The 16,929-nt window shown below is 73.4% G+C and carries 19 protein-coding genes; 11 read left to right on the forward strand and 8 right to left on the reverse strand.

The annotated features are described in order from the left end of the window. Window positions 1-59: 59 nt before the first annotated feature. The 4 genes from ACIRPK_RS17575 to ACIRPK_RS17590 all read left to right on the forward strand — a co-directional run bounded on the left by ACIRPK_RS17575 (window position 60) and on the right by ACIRPK_RS17590 (window position 3,216). Complete coding sequence (locus ACIRPK_RS17575; protein ID WP_403039390.1) at window positions 60-578, forward strand: hypothetical protein; 519 nt, start codon at window positions 60-62, stop codon at window positions 576-578. Window positions 579-605: 27 nt separating this feature from the next. Further along, the gene (locus ACIRPK_RS17580; protein WP_403039393.1) at window positions 606-1,391 is read left to right on the forward strand and encodes an EI24 domain-containing protein; all 786 of its coding nucleotides are present in this window, start codon (window positions 606-608) and stop codon (window positions 1,389-1,391) included. 62 nt (window positions 1,392-1,453) lie between these two features. Beyond that, entirely contained in the window at window positions 1,454-2,725 is a 1,272-nt protein-coding gene (locus ACIRPK_RS17585) for a cytochrome P450 (protein ID WP_403039396.1), read from the forward strand. Window positions 2,726-2,748: 23 nt separating this feature from the next. Then, complete coding sequence (locus ACIRPK_RS17590) at window positions 2,749-3,216, forward strand: GNAT family N-acetyltransferase (RefSeq protein ID WP_403039398.1); 468 nt, start codon at window positions 2,749-2,751, stop codon at window positions 3,214-3,216. A 42-nt stretch (window positions 3,217-3,258) separates the two neighbouring features. Here the strand turns inward: ACIRPK_RS17590 and ACIRPK_RS17595 are convergent, their stop codons facing one another. After that, complete coding sequence (locus tag ACIRPK_RS17595; protein ID WP_403039401.1) at window positions 3,259-4,230, reverse strand: RICIN domain-containing protein; 972 nt, start codon at window positions 4,228-4,230, stop codon at window positions 3,259-3,261. Window positions 4,231-4,525: 295 nt separating this feature from the next. Here ACIRPK_RS17595 and ACIRPK_RS17600 point away from each other — a divergent pair, with 295 nt between their 5' ends. Then, entirely contained in the window at window positions 4,526-5,791 is a 1,266-nt protein-coding gene (locus ACIRPK_RS17600) for an ATP-binding protein (RefSeq protein WP_403039404.1), read from the forward strand. Here the strand turns inward: ACIRPK_RS17600 and ACIRPK_RS17605 are convergent. Then, window positions 5,769-6,047, reverse strand: coding sequence for a Prokaryotic metallothionein (locus tag ACIRPK_RS17605; protein WP_403039407.1), 279 nt, complete (start codon window positions 6,045-6,047; stop codon window positions 5,769-5,771). The genes ACIRPK_RS17600 and ACIRPK_RS17605 overlap by 23 nt on opposite strands. A 128-nt stretch (window positions 6,048-6,175) precedes the next feature. On the opposite strand from ACIRPK_RS17605, the gene ACIRPK_RS17610 reads away from it, so the two are divergent. Then, window positions 6,176-6,526 (forward strand): antibiotic biosynthesis monooxygenase family protein, encoded by a 351-nt coding sequence (locus tag ACIRPK_RS17610; protein ID WP_403039410.1) that lies wholly within the window; start codon window positions 6,176-6,178, stop codon window positions 6,524-6,526. Here the strand turns inward: ACIRPK_RS17610 and ACIRPK_RS17615 are convergent. Further along, window positions 6,490-6,960, reverse strand: a complete 471-nt coding sequence (locus ACIRPK_RS17615) for an Lrp/AsnC family transcriptional regulator (protein ID WP_403039412.1) — start codon at window positions 6,958-6,960, stop codon at window positions 6,490-6,492. The two genes, ACIRPK_RS17610 and ACIRPK_RS17615, sit on opposite strands and share 37 nt — an antisense overlap. Before the next feature lie 118 nt (window positions 6,961-7,078). On the opposite strand from ACIRPK_RS17615, the gene ACIRPK_RS17620 reads away from it, so the two are divergent. Further along, complete coding sequence (locus ACIRPK_RS17620) at window positions 7,079-7,702, forward strand: LysE family translocator (protein ID WP_403039415.1); 624 nt, start codon at window positions 7,079-7,081, stop codon at window positions 7,700-7,702. Between the two features lie 131 nt (window positions 7,703-7,833). Then, entirely contained in the window at window positions 7,834-8,799 is a 966-nt protein-coding gene (locus tag ACIRPK_RS17625; protein ID WP_403039418.1) for a hypothetical protein, read from the forward strand. 9 nt (window positions 8,800-8,808) lie between these two features. Here the strand turns inward: ACIRPK_RS17625 and ACIRPK_RS17630 are convergent, their stop codons facing one another. Continuing rightward, on the reverse strand, window positions 8,809-9,453 hold the full coding sequence (locus tag ACIRPK_RS17630) for an HdeD family acid-resistance protein (RefSeq protein WP_403039421.1): 645 nt from the start codon (window positions 9,451-9,453) through the stop codon (window positions 8,809-8,811). 158 nt (window positions 9,454-9,611) lie between these two features. On the opposite strand from ACIRPK_RS17630, the gene ACIRPK_RS17635 reads away from it, so the two are divergent. Continuing rightward, window positions 9,612-11,348 (forward strand): NAD-binding protein, encoded by a 1,737-nt coding sequence (locus ACIRPK_RS17635; protein WP_403039424.1) that lies wholly within the window; start codon window positions 9,612-9,614, stop codon window positions 11,346-11,348. Between the two features lie 70 nt (window positions 11,349-11,418). Next, window positions 11,419-12,822: an amidase gene (locus tag ACIRPK_RS17640; RefSeq protein ID WP_403039426.1), complete on the forward strand. Its 1,404-nt coding sequence runs from the start codon at window positions 11,419-11,421 to the stop codon at window positions 12,820-12,822. Window positions 12,823-12,888: 66 nt separating this feature from the next. On the opposite strand, the gene ACIRPK_RS17645 is transcribed toward ACIRPK_RS17640, so the two are convergent. The 3 genes from ACIRPK_RS17645 to ACIRPK_RS17655 form a co-directional block, all read right to left on the reverse strand. Further along, on the reverse strand, window positions 12,889-13,665 hold the full coding sequence (locus ACIRPK_RS17645; protein WP_403039429.1) for an enoyl-CoA hydratase: 777 nt from the start codon (window positions 13,663-13,665) through the stop codon (window positions 12,889-12,891). 94 nt (window positions 13,666-13,759) lie between these two features. Next, window positions 13,760-14,599 (reverse strand): hypothetical protein, encoded by an 840-nt coding sequence (locus tag ACIRPK_RS17650; RefSeq protein ID WP_403039432.1) that lies wholly within the window; start codon window positions 14,597-14,599, stop codon window positions 13,760-13,762. Between the two features lie 97 nt (window positions 14,600-14,696). Next, window positions 14,697-15,266 carry a TetR/AcrR family transcriptional regulator gene (locus ACIRPK_RS17655; RefSeq protein ID WP_403039435.1) on the reverse strand — a complete coding sequence of 190 codons (570 nt, stop codon included), beginning with the start codon at window positions 15,264-15,266 and terminating at the stop codon, window positions 14,697-14,699. 70 nt (window positions 15,267-15,336) lie between these two features. On the opposite strand from ACIRPK_RS17655, the gene ACIRPK_RS17660 reads away from it, so the two are divergent. Then, complete coding sequence (locus ACIRPK_RS17660; protein ID WP_403039438.1) at window positions 15,337-15,828, forward strand: FBP domain-containing protein; 492 nt, start codon at window positions 15,337-15,339, stop codon at window positions 15,826-15,828. Window positions 15,829-15,841: 13 nt separating this feature from the next. On the opposite strand, the gene ACIRPK_RS17665 is transcribed toward ACIRPK_RS17660, so the two are convergent. After that, window positions 15,842-16,879, reverse strand: coding sequence for an enoyl-CoA hydratase/isomerase family protein (locus tag ACIRPK_RS17665; protein WP_403039441.1), 1,038 nt, complete (start codon window positions 16,877-16,879; stop codon window positions 15,842-15,844). Between the last annotated feature and the right edge of the window lie 50 nt (window positions 16,880-16,929).

Raw genomic sequence — 16,929 nt, forward strand, 5'->3', positions numbered from 1 at the left:
GCACGTACCGGGGCCGGGAGGATCTCCTCCCGGCCCCGCACCCGCCTCAGGAGTTGGCCATGAACCCCGTCACCCGCGCCGCGGCGGCCGCCCTCGCCGCCCTGGTCCTGACCCTCGCGGTCGGCTGCTCGGCCTCGTCGGACGACGCCCCCGTGCGGACGCCCCCGGTCGCCGCCGTCGCGCTGCCCGCCCCGCGTGAGGCGCCCGCCCCGGCCGCCGTCCTCGCCAGTCCGGCGGCCGCCGGCCAAGTCCGGCTGGAGGAGGGACCGTTCACCGACCGGATCACGTTCACCGGCCTGGCGCTGGCCCCGCAGGCCACCGCCGTCACCGGCCACCTGGCCATCACCTCGGACGTCAGCGACGTGCTGGTGCTGGAGGTGCGGGCGGCCTTCTACGACGCGGCCGGCCGGCTGCTGGGCGCCGGCAGCTTCCACTACCAGGAGGAGGAGGCGACCGGTACCAGCCACGACGACCGCCGGGCCGAGGGTGCGGGCATCGACTTCACGGTCCCCGCCACCGGCGTCACCGGGACCCCGGCCAGTGCGGTGCTCACGGTGCCGGTCCTGGTCAACGAGTAGCGGCCACCGGATCGTAGGCTTCCCCGCATGCGAGATTTTGTGGCGGGGCTCGGCTATCTGTTCAAGGGTCAGAAGTGGGTGGCGCGGCACGGGCGCTGGTGGGGCTTCGGGATGATCCCGGCGCTGATCGCCCTGGCCGGGTACGTGGCGGTGCTGGCCGCCCTGGTGGTCTGGTCGGGGGACGTGACCGACTGGGCCACCCCGTTCGCGGACGGCTGGGGATCGCCTTGGCAGGGCCTGGTCCGGGGCGCGGTGCTGGTCGCCCTGCTCGGCTCCGGGGTGGCGCTCTCGGTGGTGACCTTCACGGCGGCGACGCTGCTGATCGGGCAGCCCTTCTACGAGTCGCTCTGCGAGCGGGTGGACGAGAGCGAGGGCGGCGCCCCGGCGAAGCCGGAACTCCCGCTCTGGCGGGAGCTGCTGATCTCGGCCCGGGACAGCCTGTACGTGCTGGTGCGGGTGCTGGCGTTCGGGATCGTGCTGTTCCTCTGCGGGTTCGTCCCGGTGGTCGGGCAGACCGTGGTGCCGGTGGTCGCGCTCGCCGTCTCCGGCTACTTCATGGCGGCCGAACTGTCCGCCGTCGGCCTCCAGCGGCGCGGTGTTGCGCAGCGCGAGCGGCTGCGGCTGCTGCGCGGGCGGCTCGGTCTGGCGCTCGGCTTCGGCATGCCGCTGATGCTGCTCATGCTGGTGCCGTTCGTCACCGTGCTGGCGATGCCCGGTGCGGTCGCGGGCGCCACCCTGCTGGCGCGTGATCTGGCGCCGGTCGAGGAGCAGCCGGTGGAGGAGGACGACGAAGTGGAATTGCCATATCAGTAGGTACATATGAGATACCGGTGGGAATTTGACTTACCGTCCGAAGCTGAACGATAACTGCCGACATGAGCGCAACGGCGGATATCGGTTCACGGCGGACGGACCTCGGAATTCCCACCGGCATCGACCTGGCGGACCCGGAGTTCTGGCGGCGCCCGCTACCGGAGAGAGCCGCCGCCTTCGCCCGGCTGCGCTCGCTCGGCGGCCCGGTGTACTTCACCGACCTGCGCACCGGCAAGGGCTTCCACGCGCTGGTCCGGCACGCCGACGTGGTGGCCGCCAGCCGGACGCCCGAGGTGTTCATCAGCGGCCCCGGCGTCACCACACCCGAACCGGCGCGCTGGGTACGGACCCTGTTCGGCGACTCGATGGTGAACCTGGACGACCCCCGGCACGCCGACCTGCGCCGGATCGTCTCCCGGGCCTTCACCCCCCGGCTGATCGCCAAGGTCGAGGACGACATCCGGGCGGTGGCGCGGGAGCTGGTGGACGAGCTGATCGCTTGCCGGCCCACCGACTTCGTCAGCGCGGTGGCCGCCGAGCTGCCCTATCGGGTGATCTGCAACATGATGGGCATCCCCGAGCCGCAGCGGAACCGCATCCTGGCCCAGGTCAACCGGGCCTCCGAGCACACCGGCGTGGCCCGCAGCCGGATCCGGGTCCCCGGCAAGGGGCTGCGGGCGCTAGCCCGGATGCAGGGCGTGATCGCCGCGCTCGGCCGGGAGCGCCGCCGCCGCCCGACCGACGACCTGATCTCCGCGCTGGTGACCGCCGACGTGGACGGCCGCCGGCTCAACTCCCGGGAGCTGGGCGCCTTCTTCTCGCTGCTGCTGGTCGCCGGGGTGGAGACCACCCGGAACGCGCTCGCCCACGGGCTGCACCTGCTCACCGAACACCCGGACCAGCGCGCGCTGTTGCTCGCCGACCCGGACGCCCACCTGGGCGGCGCGGTGGAGGAGATGGTCCGGCACTCGACCCCGATCATCCAGTTCCGCCGCACCGTCGCCGTCGACCACCGGCTGAACGGCACCGACCTCGCCAAGGGCGAGAAGGTGGTGCTGTTCTTCGGCTCCGCCAACCGGGACGAGGCGGTCTTCACCGACCCGGACGCCTTCGACATCACCCGCTCGCCCAATCCGCACCTGGGCTTCGGCGGCGGCGGCCCGCACTTCTGCCTGGGCGCCTACCTGGCCCGCCAGGAGATGAGGGTGCTGTTCCGGGAACTGCTCACCCGGCTGCCCGACATCCACTCGATCGGTGCGCCGGAGCTGATCCACTCCAACTTCGACAACCGGGTCAGGGCGCTGCGCTTCGGATACACGGTTCCGTCGAGCTGATCAGTTCGATTACGGTGCGCGGTATGACGACTTCACCCCGCCTCGTACCCGTGACCGCCGACAACCTCGACGCCGTACTCGGGGTGCAGGTGCACCCCGAGCAGGAGGTCGCGGTCAGCCCGGTCGTCAAGTCCCTGGCCGAGGCGTACGTGCACCCGGGGGTGGCCTGGCCGCGCGCGATCGTCGACGGTGACCGGGTGGTCGGTTTCGTGATGGCCTTCCTCGACCTCGACTGGGCCGGGGACGGCCGGGGCACCGACCTCCGCTCGGGCCTGTGGCGGCTCAACATCGGGGCGGGTGAACAGGGCCACGGCTACGGGCGGTTCGCGGTGCACGCGGTGGCCGAGGAGATCCGCCGCCGGGGCGGCACCCGGCTGACCGTCACCTGGCACCCGGGCGAGCACGGCCCCGAGGGCTTCTACCTCGGGCTCGGCTTCCGCCCCACCGGCGAGCAGAGCGGTGGTCAGACGGTCGCCGCCCTCGAGCTGTGACCGCGCGGGGCGGGCACCCGCCCCGCGCGGTCGGACGGGCCGTCAGCTCCAGGGATTGGCCGGCTGGTCGTTGATCGCGGTCCAGAACCGGACCCCGGTCGGCAGCGTGCCGTTGGCCCAGAACCCCCAGCCCGAGGCGTCGTGGAACTCCGCCATCCGCCAGCCCGCGCCGAAGGTGTTCGCGCAGGTCTGGTCCGCCACGGCCCGGCTGGTCAGCAGGGTGCCGGGCAGCGGGGCGGTCGCCTTGACCTGACCGCCGACCCAGCTGTGGTACCCGCTGGTCGGGATCCCCGCGGGCGCCGGCCGGCCGTCCTGGCTGAGGCAGAGCAGCGGCAGCGCGGTCACCGGGGTGGTGTCGCCGTTGTACGGGTCACTGGCGCTGTCGTACCCGACGTGCACCAGGTTGCCGGGCCGCTGCTCCAGGTTGGCCCAGGTCATGCCCGGGTGGCCGCCGGTGAGCGCCTTGAAGGCGGGCTTGGTGATGTTCCACTGCTGGTAGGGACCGTTGTTGCAGCCGAAGATGTAGAGCCGCCAGCCGCCGCCGATCCGGTGCTCGGTGTTGTCCAGGCACTGGCTGCTCTGCACGTTCAGCAGGCGCACCCCGACCAGGTCGTACAGCGGGGTGCTGCCGGGGTCGGACTGGTAGGCGGTGACCCGCCACTGCTGGTTGGTGGTGCCGTTGCAGGCCTTGACGGTGGTGCCGCCGTCGAAGGTGCCCAGGCAGGCGGCGGTGTTCAGGTGGTTGTTGATGGTCACCACGCCGGCGAAGCCGGGCACGGGGGTGAACTCCCACTTGCCCGGGCTGTGGGCGTCGTCGCACACGACCAGGGTGGGCGGGCCGTCCTGCGGTCCGCTCGGACAGCGTGCGGACGCCTGGTTGAACAGCACGGTCTCGGGCGAGGTGGCCGAGGCGGAGCTCGGTGCCAGGCCCAGGGCGGTCAGGACCAGGACGATCCCCAGGACGAGGCGTTTCAGGGACGGGAGCAAGGCTTCCTCCGGATGCGTGGTGGACATGACGGCGGGAAAAGCCCCGGGCGGACCGTTCGGGTGCGCCGGATCGGGGTCGCCGTCAGTGTGTCAGCGCGGGATTCGCCGCCGATATCCCAGAAATCTGGGGACTTCCGGTGCGGTGAAGCAGAACTGACGGTGCGTCACATCAGCGGCGGCCGGTACCCCGCGCGGTCGGTCGGCCGCCGACAAGCGGCGGACCGTACGGTTCGGCGGCTCCGGTTGTCCGTTCCGGCGTACGGCATGGACGGCGGCGGGGTTCTAGCGTTCCGGGACACGCAGAGGAGAGGCGGGCCCCGGCATGAACGAGTGGCTGATCCACGACTACCGCGAGGACGACCTGGCGGCGGTGGTGCACCTGATCGACAGCACGGCCGAGCTGGGCCAGGAGTCGGTGTACTCGCTGGCCGAGTGCATCACCGCGCTGACCTCCCGTCAGCCCGCCGTGGTGGCGGTCAGCCGGGGCGTGCCGATCGGGGCGGCGCTGGCGCACCTGGCGGGCGACCGGGCCTGGGTGATGCGGATCGCGATCGCCCCCGCCTGGCGGGGCCGGGGCCTGGCCAGCGGGCTGCTCCGGGAGCTGGAACGGCGGCTGCTGGAGCGCCGGGTGCGCCGGATCGCGTACGTGCTGCCGGGGGAGGAGCTGCTCGGCGAGGGCCTGCGCAATGCCGGGTACACCCGGCGGCCGGCCGTCGCGTACTTCGAGAAGGCCGAACCGGCCGGCCCGGGCGGCAACGCGCTGGAGGAGCTGGGCGGCCGGCTGCTGCCCGGTGACCTGTGGGGCAAGGTGGCCGGGATGGCGGCCGAGAAGGACCTGATCGAGCGTCGGGTGGTGCAGCCGCTGGCCGAGCCGGAGCGGGCCGCCCGGCACGGGGTGCGGCCGCCCCGGGCGATCGCGCTGTTCGGCCCGCCCGGCACCGGCAAGACCACCTTCGCCCGGGCGGTGGCCTCCCGGCTGGGCTGGCCGTTCGTCGAGCTGCTGCCGTCCCGGCTGGCCGATGAGGGCAACCTCGCGGCGGCGCTGCGGACCGCCTTCGGGCGGATCGCCGAGCTGGAGCGGGTGCTGGTCTTCATCGACGAGGTGGAGGAGATCGCGCCGGTCCGGGGCGAGGGGGTGCCGTCGGGGCTGCACGGGGTGACCAACGAGCTGCTCAAGCTGATCCCCGGCTTCCGGGAGGGCGAGGAGCGGCTGCTGGTCTGCGCGACCAACTCGATCCGCTCGCTCGACCCGGCGTTCCTGCGGCACGGCCGGTTCGACTACCTGATCCCGATCGGCACCCCCGACCCGGTGGCCCGGGAGGCGATCTGGTCCCGGTACGCCGAGGGCCGGACCGGGGTCGAGCTGGACCGGCTGGTCGAGCGGAGCGAGCTGTTCACCCCGGCCGACATCGAGCACGCGGCCCGGAGCGCGGCCCAGGCCGCCTTCGAACGCGACCTGGCCGGCGACGGCCCGGCGGGCGCCACCACCGGGGACTACCTGGCGGCGATCGACCAGTGCCGCCCGACCGTCACCCCGGCGATGATCGAGGACTTCGCCGCCGACATCACCTCGCACGCTCGGACGTGACGCCGGGGTGGGTGCCGACCGCGTCGCGGATCTGCTCGCCGAGGCCGCCGTCACGGCGGGCGCAGTGGGCACAGCAGAAGAACTTGCCGGAGACCTCGACGCCGTGGCCGACGATCCGGACCTCGCAGTACTCGCAGCGCGGCGCCAGCTTCTCCATCGCGCACTCGAAGCTGTCGAAGGTGTAGCTGTCGCCGGTGATCGTCCTGATCTCGAAGGACAGCCAGTAGTCGTTGCCACAGGTCGCGCAGACCGCCATCGGGGAGCTCCGTCTCTCGGGGGCGGCCGGGCTCGGCCGCCTGCCTCCAATCTCCGGGCGGCGGCCAGGACCGGCAATCGGCACGCGGCCGAACGGATACTGGAGACAGTGGCTCGGAGGTGGTCGAGATGATCGTCCGGATCTGGGAGGCCAAGGTGGCACCCCGACGGGTGGACGAGTTCTGCACCAGGCTGTGCGACGAGGTGCTCCCCGTACTGCGGGAGACCGGCGGGTTCGAGGGTGCCGAACTGCTCAGGTCGGTGACCGAGCCGGACCACCGGGTGCTGCTGGTGACCCGCTGGCGGGACGAGGCGGCGGTGCGGGCGTACGCGGGGCCGATGTGGCGGATCAGGCCGGTCTGGGCGGAGGGCGAGTTCGGCTACCTGGAGCACCCGCCGACCGTCTCGCACTTCCGCCCGACCCCGCTGCTGCCGGAGGGGCCTCAGCGGGAACGGACGGCGCCCGTCGGCAGCCCCTGATCGGCCTTCACCTGCTTCATCGTCAGATGCGAGTTCACCTGCGCGATCCCGGGCAGGCCGGACAGCACGTCGGTGATGAACCGCTCGTACGCGGCGATGTCCGCCACCGCGATCCGCAGCAGGTAGTCGGGGTCGCCGAACAGGCGGTGCGCCTCGACCACCTCGGGCAGCTCGGCGACCTGGCGCTCGAACGCGGCCACCGTGGCCTTGTCCTCGTGCCGCATCACGATGGTGACGAAGGGCTGGAAGCCCCGGTCCAGCGCCGCCCCGTCGAGCAGGGCGCGGTAGCCGCGGATCACCCCGTCCTGCTCCAGCTGCCGGACCCGGCGCAGGCAGGGGGAGGGCGTCAGGTCCACCCGGGCGGCGAGTTCGGCGTTGGTCAGCCGGCCGTCCTGCTGGAGCTCGTGCAGGATTCTGCGGTCGATGCGGTCCATGGCGCAACATTGTGCCACTCCGCCGCCGGAACGAGCACGAAGTGGCCATCGGCTGCCGGGGCCTTCCGCCTACCTTCGGAGATCGACCCCCCGATCGACCGAGGAGCCCCACCGCACCATGGCCCCGCACACCCTGCTGCTCTTCCTCGGCGTGGACCTGCTGCTCGTCCTCACCCCCGGCCCCGACTGGCTCTACATCGCCGCGCGCGGCCTCGGCCAGGGCCGCCGGGCCGCCCTGCTCGCGGTGGCCGGGGTCTGCGCCGGGTACGCGGTGCACACCGCGCTCTCCTCCGCCGGGCTGGCCGCCGCGCTGCGCGCGGTGCCCGCCGTGCTGCCCGCGCTGCGCTGGGCCGGGGCGGCGTACCTCGCGGTGCTGGCCGTCACCATGCTGGTCGGCCTGCGCCGGACGGGGGGTCAGCTGCGGCCCGCCCCGGCCCAGTCCACCGGCACGGTGCTCCGGCAGAGCATGCTGACCGCGCTGCTCAACCCGAAGGGGCTGCTGCTCTACCTGTCGCTGGTGCCGCAGTTCGTCCAGCCGGACAGCGGGATGCCGGTCGGTGGCCAGGTGCTCGCGCTGGGCTGCCTGAACGTGCTCTGCTGCGCGGCGGTGTACGGCGCGGTCGCCGTGACGGCGGCCCGGCTCGGCGGTTCGCTGGCGGGCACGCCGGTGGCGGCCCGCCGGCTGACGGCGGTCTCGGCGGTGCTGCTCCTGCTGGTGGCCGGGGCCACCGCGTCGGCCTGACCCGGGGCGCGCGGGCCCGGTCGAGTGCTCCGGTGCGACCGTTGACGCTCCGTCGGACCGGCTGGGACGCTCGGACCCGGCCCGGGGGGTGCCCGGCCGTGCCACGCACACCGCCGATACCGGGGGGTCCGATGAGTTCGCCTGCCATCTTCAAGAACACCTGTCGACTGGAGTACACCCTGACCTTCGTCGGGGCGGCCGAGCTGACCGGCCGGATCGACACCGAATCGCACCAGGCACTGGTGTGGTCGTACTACCACGGGCTGCCCGAGCCCACGGGCAGCACGCTCACCGGCCACCAGCACGACCTGGACGCCGAGAAGCAGGCGATGAACATCCTGGCCAACCGGATCTACCGGCACCTCGCCTGCACCACCGACGACGAGTACCGGGCCCGGATCGGCCAGATCCGCCGGGGCGAGGTGACGCTGTTCTCCGCGCTCGGCCCGTGCCACTCCTGCCGGGAGGTGCTCCGGCTGCTGCGCGCGGACCTGCCCACCGTCAGCTTCGAGGTCACCTACCGGAACAGCACCAGGGACGGCGGGAGCGCCCGGCTGCTGTCGGCGGGCGACGGGCTGAGCGGTGCGTACGGCTTCGGCGACGCGGAGCAGGTGCAGCCCGGCGGGCAGTGGCGCAAGAGCTTCCCCGGCGTGCCGGTCCCGGCCGCCACCGCGGCCTTTTGGATGCAGTTCACCGCCGGCCCCAGGGTGACGGGTGCGGAGGCGGCCGTGGCCGGGCAGCCGTACACCTCCCGCCGGTACCCGAGGGCCCGGCAGAGCGGGACCCCCGACGAGGTGACCGCCGTGGTCGACCAGGTGGCGGCGGCGGTCTGGGACGGCATCGCCCCCGGGCAGCAGTTCAACGACCGGACGTTCCCGCAGTTCGTCCGCAACGTCGGCTCCGGTGAGCTGCTGCTCGCCTGCGAGCAGGGGCCGTCGGCGGCCGGGCAGGCCACGGTCGCCGCCTTCGTCGCGGACTTCCCGAAGGTCCGGGTCCAGGTGGACTACCCGGGCGCCGCCGCCCGGGGCGGTGGTTTCGGCTACGCCGACGCGGTGCAGGCGGGCGGCGGCTGGCGGAAGGTGTTCCCGGCCCGGTAGCGGGCGGGGTCAGACCCCGGTCGGGAGCTCCCTGGCCCGGCGGCGGACCTGCAGCGCGGTGGCGATCTCGATCACGCCCAGCACCAGCAGGCCGCAGCCGGCCAGGACGGTCAGCGCGGTGACCGAGTGGGCCGGCCACACCATCAGCAGCACGCCGGCCAGGGTGTTGACCACGCCGCCGAAGATCTGCCAGCCCCGGGCCGGCATCGCCGGGTCGGTGGCGGCCGCGATCTGGGTGATGCCCCGGAACAGCCAGCCGATGCCGATCCAGATCGCCAGCAGCAGCACCGACTGCACGGCGCTGCGGAAGCACAGCAGGCCCAGCAGCACGCAGATCGCGCCGCTGATGAAGGCCAGCACCCGCATCGCGGTCGAGGCGTGGGTGCCGAACGCGGCGACCAGCTGGACCACGCCGATGATCAGCAGGTAGAGGCCGAACAGCACGCCGACCACGAACAGGGTCTGCTTCGGCCAGACGAAGACGATCACGCCGAGGATCAGCGAGGCGATGCCCGCCGCGAGCAACGCCTGCCACGCGGCGTGCGCCAGCCGCTGCATCGGGCCGGTCATGATCTGCCCCTCCAGCGGAGGGCGCGCGGTGGGGTCGTACGGGTCGGCCATGGCGGTCTCCTGACGGGCAGTGGTGTTGATCATCCCCACTCTTCCGGCGGGTGCAGGGGCCCGCCGGGTGAGCGCGGCCGTTCGGGGGATGCGAACTGATGCCCCTCAGTCGCCCCGGCGCCACCTGCCGGACACCCGGCTCGATATGATCGAGGTCGGAGGACTGCTGAACAGCATGGGTCGGGGGGCCGTTGAGTCACTACGTCGTGTGCGGTGGCAACGCTCTCGCCCACCGGTTGATCCGGGAGCTGATCGAGCAGTACGAGGTCCCGGTGGTGGCCCTGGTACCGGATCTGACCCAGGATCACGGGCCGCAGATCAGCCAGATCCCCGGCCTGTCCGCCGTGCACGAGTACCCCACCGTCTCAGCCGAGGCGCTGCGGGCCTGCGGGGTGGAGACGGCGGGCGGCATCGCCCTGGTGGACGGCACCGACGAGGGGAACATCCACGCCGCGCTGGCCGCCGCCAACCGCAACCCCGGCATCCGGATCGTGCTGCGGATGTTCAACCAGCGCCTCGGCGAGCACCTGGAACGGCTGCTGCCGAACTGCGCCGCGCTCTCCGGCTCGGCCACCGCCGCGCCCGCCTTCGCCAACGGCGCGCTGAGCCGGCCCAACTCGGTCCGGGTGGGCAGCCGGTACCTGTACGTCGCGTACGACGGCGAGATCCAGGACAACCAGCTCTGCGTGGTGGCCGACCGGATCGACCCGCAGGACCTGGGCCGGATGCGGCTGCTGCCGCAGACCGCCGGGCGGGCGGCCGAGTTCATCGCGCTGGCCCGCCGGTTCGGCGACGAGGGTGAGTACGGGCCGAGGTCGTTGGAGGAGCACGAGCAGCGCGGCGGGATCGCCGCGCTGCAGGCGCTCACGGCGGAGCCGCCGGTCCGGATCGGCTGGTGGGCCCGGATCCGCTGGTGGCTGCTGGACACCCTGCGGTTCTTCACCAGTGCCCGGCTGCGGCTGCTGCTCACCATCGCGGTGGTGGCGGTGCTGCTCAGCGGCGCGGTGATCTGGTACTCCACCGGGCACCTGGGCTGGGCGCTCTACTTCACCCTGCTGGACATGGCGGGCGCGGCCAGCCCGGACCAGCCGGGGCAGACCGTGCCGGGCGGCAGTTGGCAGCGGGTGGCCCAGGTGGTGATCACCTTCTGCGGCATCACCTTCGTACCGGTGGCCACCGCGATCGCGGTGGAGGCGCTGGCCAGCGGGCGGCGCGGGCTGCCCCGGGCGCCCGGCGCGGGCACCAGGGACCACGTGGTGGTGGTCGGGCTGAACCACCTCGGCACCCGGGTGGCGGGCATGGTGCGGGAGTCCGGGGTGCCGGTGGTCTGCATCGAGCGCGACCCGCAGGCCAGGGGCGTGGCGGCGATGCGGGCGCTCGGCGTCCCGGTGCTGGTCGGTGAGGCCCCGTTGGCCGGTCAGCTGCTCCGGGCCAGGGCCCAGTACGCCCGCGCGGTGGTCTCGGTGACCCGGGACGACGCGGCCAACCTGGAGGCGGCGCTGGAGGCCAGGGCGCTGCAGCCGGACGTGCTGATGATCCTGCGGTTGTTCGACGACGACTTCGCGCACCAGGTGTACGCCACCTTCGGCAACGTGGTGTCGCGCTCGACCTCGTACCTCTCGGCGCCGGGCTTCGCCTCCGCCCTGATGGGTCGTGAGGTGCTCGGGACGCTCTCGGTCTACCGCCGGGTGCTGCTGGTCGCCGAGCTGACGGCCGAGCCGGGCTCCGGCCTGGTCGGCCGCAGCGTCCACGACCTGGAGGAGCCCGGCGGCGTCCGGGTGGTGGCCGTCCGGCTGGCCCGGCTGCCCGCCGAGTACCAGTGGAACTACCCCGACCGGGCCCGCCTGCTGGCCGAGGGCGACCGCATCCTGGTGGCCACCACCCGGAGCGGGCTGGCCCGGCTGAACAACGATCAGGACGCGGCCTGATGCGAACGGTCCGTCAGCCCTAGACTGCTGAACTCGCAGGGCTACTGGCCGGTAGGACAGGGGAGTTCGGATGACGGGCGAGCGGGTGCACGCGTTCGGGGACGACGCGTTGGGCGAGCACGACGCGGTGGCGCTGGCGGCGGCGGTCCGGGCCGGTGAGGTGAGCGCCGGGGAGCTGGCGGCGGCCGCCGTCGAGCGGGCCGGGAAGGTGGCCGGGCGGCTGGCACCGGTGGCCTTCGAGGCGTACCGCAGCCCTCGGACCGGCCGGTCCGGCCCCGGGGCGGCGCTGGCCGGGGTGCCGACCTTCCTGAAGGACAACGTCGACCTGCGGGGGATGCCGACCGGCCAGGGCAGCGCGGCCTTCACGGCCCGCCCCGCCCGCCGGACGGCGGGCTTCGCCGAGCAGCTGCTCGGCACCGGGGTCACCGTGCTGGGCAAGACCCGGCTGCCCGAGTTCGGCCTGAACGCCTCCACCGAGTACGCCGACGCCGAGCCGGTGCGCAACCCCTGGCGGCCCTCGCACTCGCCGGGCGCCTCCTCCGGCGGCGCGGCCGCGCTGGTGGCCGCCGGGGTGGTGCCGATCGCGCACGCCAACGACGGCGGCGGCTCGATCCGGATCCCGGCGGCCTGCTGCGGACTGGTCGGCCTGAAGCCGACCCGGGGGCGGCTGGTGCTCAACGAGCAGGGCCGTCGGCTGCCGATCGACCTGGTCACCGACGGCGTGCTGACCCGGACGGTCCGGGACACCGCCGCCTTCTTCGGGGCGGCCGAGCAGCACTACCGCAATCCGGCGCTGCCGCCGCTCGGCCTGGTGGCCGGCCCCGGCGACCGGCGGCTGCGGATCGGCCTGGTGCTGGACTCGCCGATCGCGGTCACCGACGGGCAGACCCGGCACGCGGTCGAGCGGACCGCCGCCCGGCTGGAGGCGCTCGGGCACCGGGTCGAGCCGACCGTGCTGCCGTTCGGCGAGCAGTTCGCCCATGACTTCACCCTGTACTGGGGCTACATCGCGTTCCTGATCGCCGCCACCGGCAAGCTGCTGCTGGACCGGGGCTTCCAGGCCCGTCGGCTGGACGGCCTCACCCTGGGCCTGCGGCGCGGCTACCGGCGCGAGTTCCTGCGCACCCCGGGGGTGCTGCGCCGGCTGCGGCAGGCGGAGCGGACGTACGCGGGGATGTTCGGGGCGTACGACCTGATCCTCTGTCCGGTGCTGGCCCACGTCGCGCCGCCGATCGGCCACCTGAGCCCGAACGTGCCGTTCGAGGAGCTGATCGAGCGGCTCCGCCGGTACGTCGCCTTCACCCCGGTGAACAACGTGACCGGCGCGCCCGCCCTCTCGCTGCCGACCGGTGAGACCACCGACGGCCGCCCGATCGGGGTGCACCTGCTGGCCCCGCACGGCGGCGAGCGGCTGCTGCTCGAGCTGGCCTTCGAGCTGGAGCAGGACCGGCCCTGGCGGCGGATCCAGGACTGAGCGACGGCCGCTGCCGGGGCTCACCCGGACGGGCCCCGGCAGCACCGGGGCCCGTCCGACGGTGGGTCAGCGGTTCTCGAAGGACGGCTTGCGCTTCTCCGCGAAGGCGGCCATGCCTTCCTTCTGGTCGGCGGTGGCGAAGACGGCGTGGAAGAGCCGGCGTTCGAAGCGGACGCCTTCGGCGAGGGTGGTCTCGAAGGCGCGGTTGACGCTCTCCTTCATCATCACGGCGGCGGGGGCGGACATCGCGGCGACGGTCTCGGCGGTCGCCAGTGCCTCGGTGAGCAGGTCGGCGGCGGGGACGATGCGGGAGACGAGTCCGGCGCGCTCGGCCTCCTCGGCACCCATGGTGCGGCCGGTCAGACAGAGGTCCATGGCCTTGGCCTTGCCGACGGCACGGGTCAGCCGCTGGGAGCCGCCGATGCCGGGGATCACCCCGAGCTTGATCTCCGGCTGGCCGAACTTCGCGGTGTCGGCGGCGATCAGGATGTCGCAGAGCATCGCCAACTCACAGCCGCCGCCCAGCGCGTAGCCCGCCACCGCGGCCACCACCGGCTTCCGCAGCCGTCCCAACTCGTCCCAGGGGCCGAGCCAGTCGTCCAGGTAGACCTGGGGGAAGGCGTTGCCCTGCATCTCCTTGATGTCGGCCCCGGCCGCGAACGCCTTCTCCGAGCCGGTGATCACCAGCGCACCGATCCCCGGATCGCGGTCGAAGGCGGTCGCCGCCGCCACCACCTCGCGCATCAGCTGGTTGTTCAGCGCGTTCAGCGCCTCCGGCCGGTTGAGCGTGATCAGCCCGACCCGGCCCCGCTGCTCCACCAGGATCGTCTGGTACTCGGTCATCGCCGTTGACTCCCTCGGTACGTGGGTTCCGTGACGAGGGACACCCTTCCCGACCGACCCGCCTCCGCGCCAGTCTCGGGATCCGAGACGACGATCACGTGTCGGCGCGCAGCAGCGCCGCCAGCGGCCTGGCCCGCACCTGCGGGGCGGGCCGGGAGACGTACAGCTCGGCGTGGAACCAACCCTCGCTCTCCAGGCCGGCCGGGTCCAGGCCCGCGTCGAGCACCGCGCTCAGGGCGCCGGCCCGTTCCTCGGTGCCGGTGAAGCGGCGCTGCCGGAAGGTCCGCGGCAGCCGCTCGGTGACCAGCCCGTACTCGGCCAGCACCTCGGCGATCGGGCCGTACGGGACGGCGCGCAGCACGAAGGCGCCCACCCAGGGCGGGGAGTCGGCGCAGGCCAGCAGGCGGTCGAAGCTGACGGCGGAGACGTAGCCGACGCCGCCGGTGACGGTGACCAGGCCGGTGTCGGCGACGGCGGCCCGCAGGGCGGCGGAGGGGGCGGCCCGCTCCAGGTTCTCGGCGAACCCGGCGGTCAGCAGGCCGGCCCGGCGGGCGTACTCGACCGGGCCGCTCGCCACGTCCACGCCGACCACCGGGACCGCCTCGGGGCGGCGCCGGGCGGCGTAGAACTGCCGGTCCCGGAGCGAGAGTTCGGGGGTGGAGAGGTCGTCCAGGGCCCGGTCGGTGTACCGGTGGTACAGCTCCGTCAGGGTCACCTGGTGGTTGAGCAGCGCCGCGTTGATCCCGTACGAGCAGCACAGGTCCACCACCGTGCGCGGCTCCCGGGCGGCGGTGAGCAGGCGGAACACCCGCTGGGCGTGGTGGGGGGTGACGTACTCGTACGGGCCCAGGGCGCGGAAGTAGCCACGCGGGTCGGGCTGCTCGTAGGCCTCGGCGAAGTCGGCCTTGCCCGGGACGGAGTGGCCGCTGGTCATGGTGCACACTCCTCGGTGCGAAGCCGGTGCCGGTGCTCGCGCGGGCGGACCGGCACCTTCCAGTCAAACGCTCCGGGGCCCGCCGGGCAACGGCTGGTCAGGCGGCCGGCCAGGTGCGCAGCAAGGAGTCGAGGGCGTCGAGGATCCGGGTCCAGCTCGCCTGCGAGTCGCGGGCGGTGTGGCCGAAGGCGCCGGCCTGCTCCAGCGTGACGTAACCGTGGAAGGTGCTGCCGAGCAGCCGGATCGCGTCGGTCTCGTCCGGCTCGGCCAGGTCGTAGCCGCGCAGGATGGCCCGGGTCAGCGCGGAGTGCTTGCCGGCCGCGCTGGCCAGCGCGGCTTCCGGGTCGAGCGGGAACTGGGCGGCGGCGTACCGGCCGGGGTGCTCGCGGGCGTAGTCGCGGTAGGCGTCGGCGAAGGCGGCCAGCGCGTCCTTGCCGGACCGGCCGGCCAGTGCGGCGGCGACCCGGTCGGCGAGTTCGGCCAGTGCGAGCAGGGCGATCCGGGTCTTCAGGTCCTGGGAGTTCCGGACGTGCGAGTACAGGCTGGCGTCCTTGACCCCGAACCGGCGGGCGATCGCCGACAGGGTCACCTGGTCGAAGCCGACCTCGTCCGCGAGCTCGGCCCCGGCCAGGGCCAGCACTTCCTTGGTCAGCCCGGCTCTCGCCATGTCATCCCACTCTTTCCCTGGGTCGATTATCCATTTGCCTAATGCTCCTAGGTATTTTAGCGTACGTCCCATGAAGCCGTTGACCGAGCAAGAGATCCGAGCCGCGTTCCTGAACTGCACCAAGGGCGAGGCCAAGCGTCTGAACGTGCCGCGCGGGCTGCCCGAGCTGCCCTGGGAGGAGTTGGACTTCCTCGGCTGGCGGGACCCACAGGCACCCGAACGGGCCTATCTGGTGGCCGAGTTGGACGGCCGGCTGGCCGCGGTCGCGCTGCGCCTGTCGACCGGTGGGGCCGGTCAGGCCCGCCGCAGCATGTGCTCGCTGTGCCTGACCACGCACAGCGGGGGCGTCTCGCTGATGGTGGCCCCGCTGGCCGGCAAGGCCGGGCAGCAGGGCAACTCGGTGGGCGCCTACATGTGCACCGACCTGGCCTGCTCGCTGTACGTGCGCGGCAAGCGGGAGGCCGGGGCCGGCGGGCGGCTGCACGAGTCGCTCACCCTGGCGGAGAAGAGCGAGCGGACGCTCGCCAACCTGGCGGCCTTCGTCGCGAAGGTGACGGTGTGACGCCTGGGGCTCTTCAGCGGGCCAGCCCGAGCTCCCGCTCGCCCAGGTGGGTGAAGAAGCCGGCCACCTGGTCCTCCGTCACCTCGGCCAGGGTGACGGGGGACCAGTGCGGGTCGCGGTCCTTGTCGACCACCTGCGCCCGGATGCCCTCGACCAGGTCGGGGGCGTCCAGGGCGGCGCAGGAGATCCGGAACTCCTGGTCCAGCGTCTCGGCCAGGGTGCGGTGCGTCCGGGCCCGGCGCAGCGCGGCCAGGGTGACCTTGAGCGAGGTCGGTGACTTGGCCCTGATCTGCTCGGCGGCCTCCTTGGCCTCGGTGATCCCGGCCGCGTCCAGCCGGGTCAGGATCTCCTCCACCGTGTCGGCCGCGTAGCAGGCGTCGATCCACTCCCGCTGCCCCGCGAGCGCGGCCTCCGGCACCTCGGCGGCGTACCGCGCCAGTGCCTCGGCCGGCGTCGCCTCGGCCAGTGCGGCGGTGAAGCCGGCCAGCGCGGCCACCGGGACGAAGTGGTCGGCGAAGCCGCAGAGCAGCGCGTCGCCCGGGCCCATCGAGGCGGCGGTCAGACCCAGGTGGGTGCCGAGCTCGCCCGGCGCCCGCGCCAGCAGCCGGCTGCCGCCGACGTCCGGCACCAGGCCGATCCTGGTCTCCGGCATCGCCACCGTGGACCGCTCGGTGACCACCCGGACGCTCCCGTGCGCCGACAGGCCGACCCCGCCGCCCATGGTGATCCCGTCCATCAGCGCGACGTACGGCTTCGGGTAACGGGAGATCAGGTGGTTCAGCCGGTACTCGTCCCGGAAGAACCGCCGGGCGCCCGCGCCGCCCAGCTTGGCGTCGTCGTGCAGCGCCCTGATGTCGGCACCGGCGCACAGCCCGCGCTCCCCGGCGCCGGTCAGCAGCACGGCCCCGACGCCGTCGTCCGCCGCCCAGTCGGTGAGCCGCCGCTCGATCGCCAGCAGCATCTCGTGGGTCAGCGCGTTCAGCGCCCGGGGCCGGTCCAGCGTGATCCGGCCCAGCCGGCCGACCTGCTCCAGCACCACATCCGTCGTCATCGGGGCCCCACTTCGTCCGCGTACGTCTGTCGGGAGAACCCCGTCACCGT

The sequence above is a fragment of the Kitasatospora sp. NPDC101801 genome, assembly GCF_044766665.1.
Lineage (GTDB): Bacteria > Actinomycetota > Actinomycetes > Streptomycetales > Streptomycetaceae > Kitasatospora.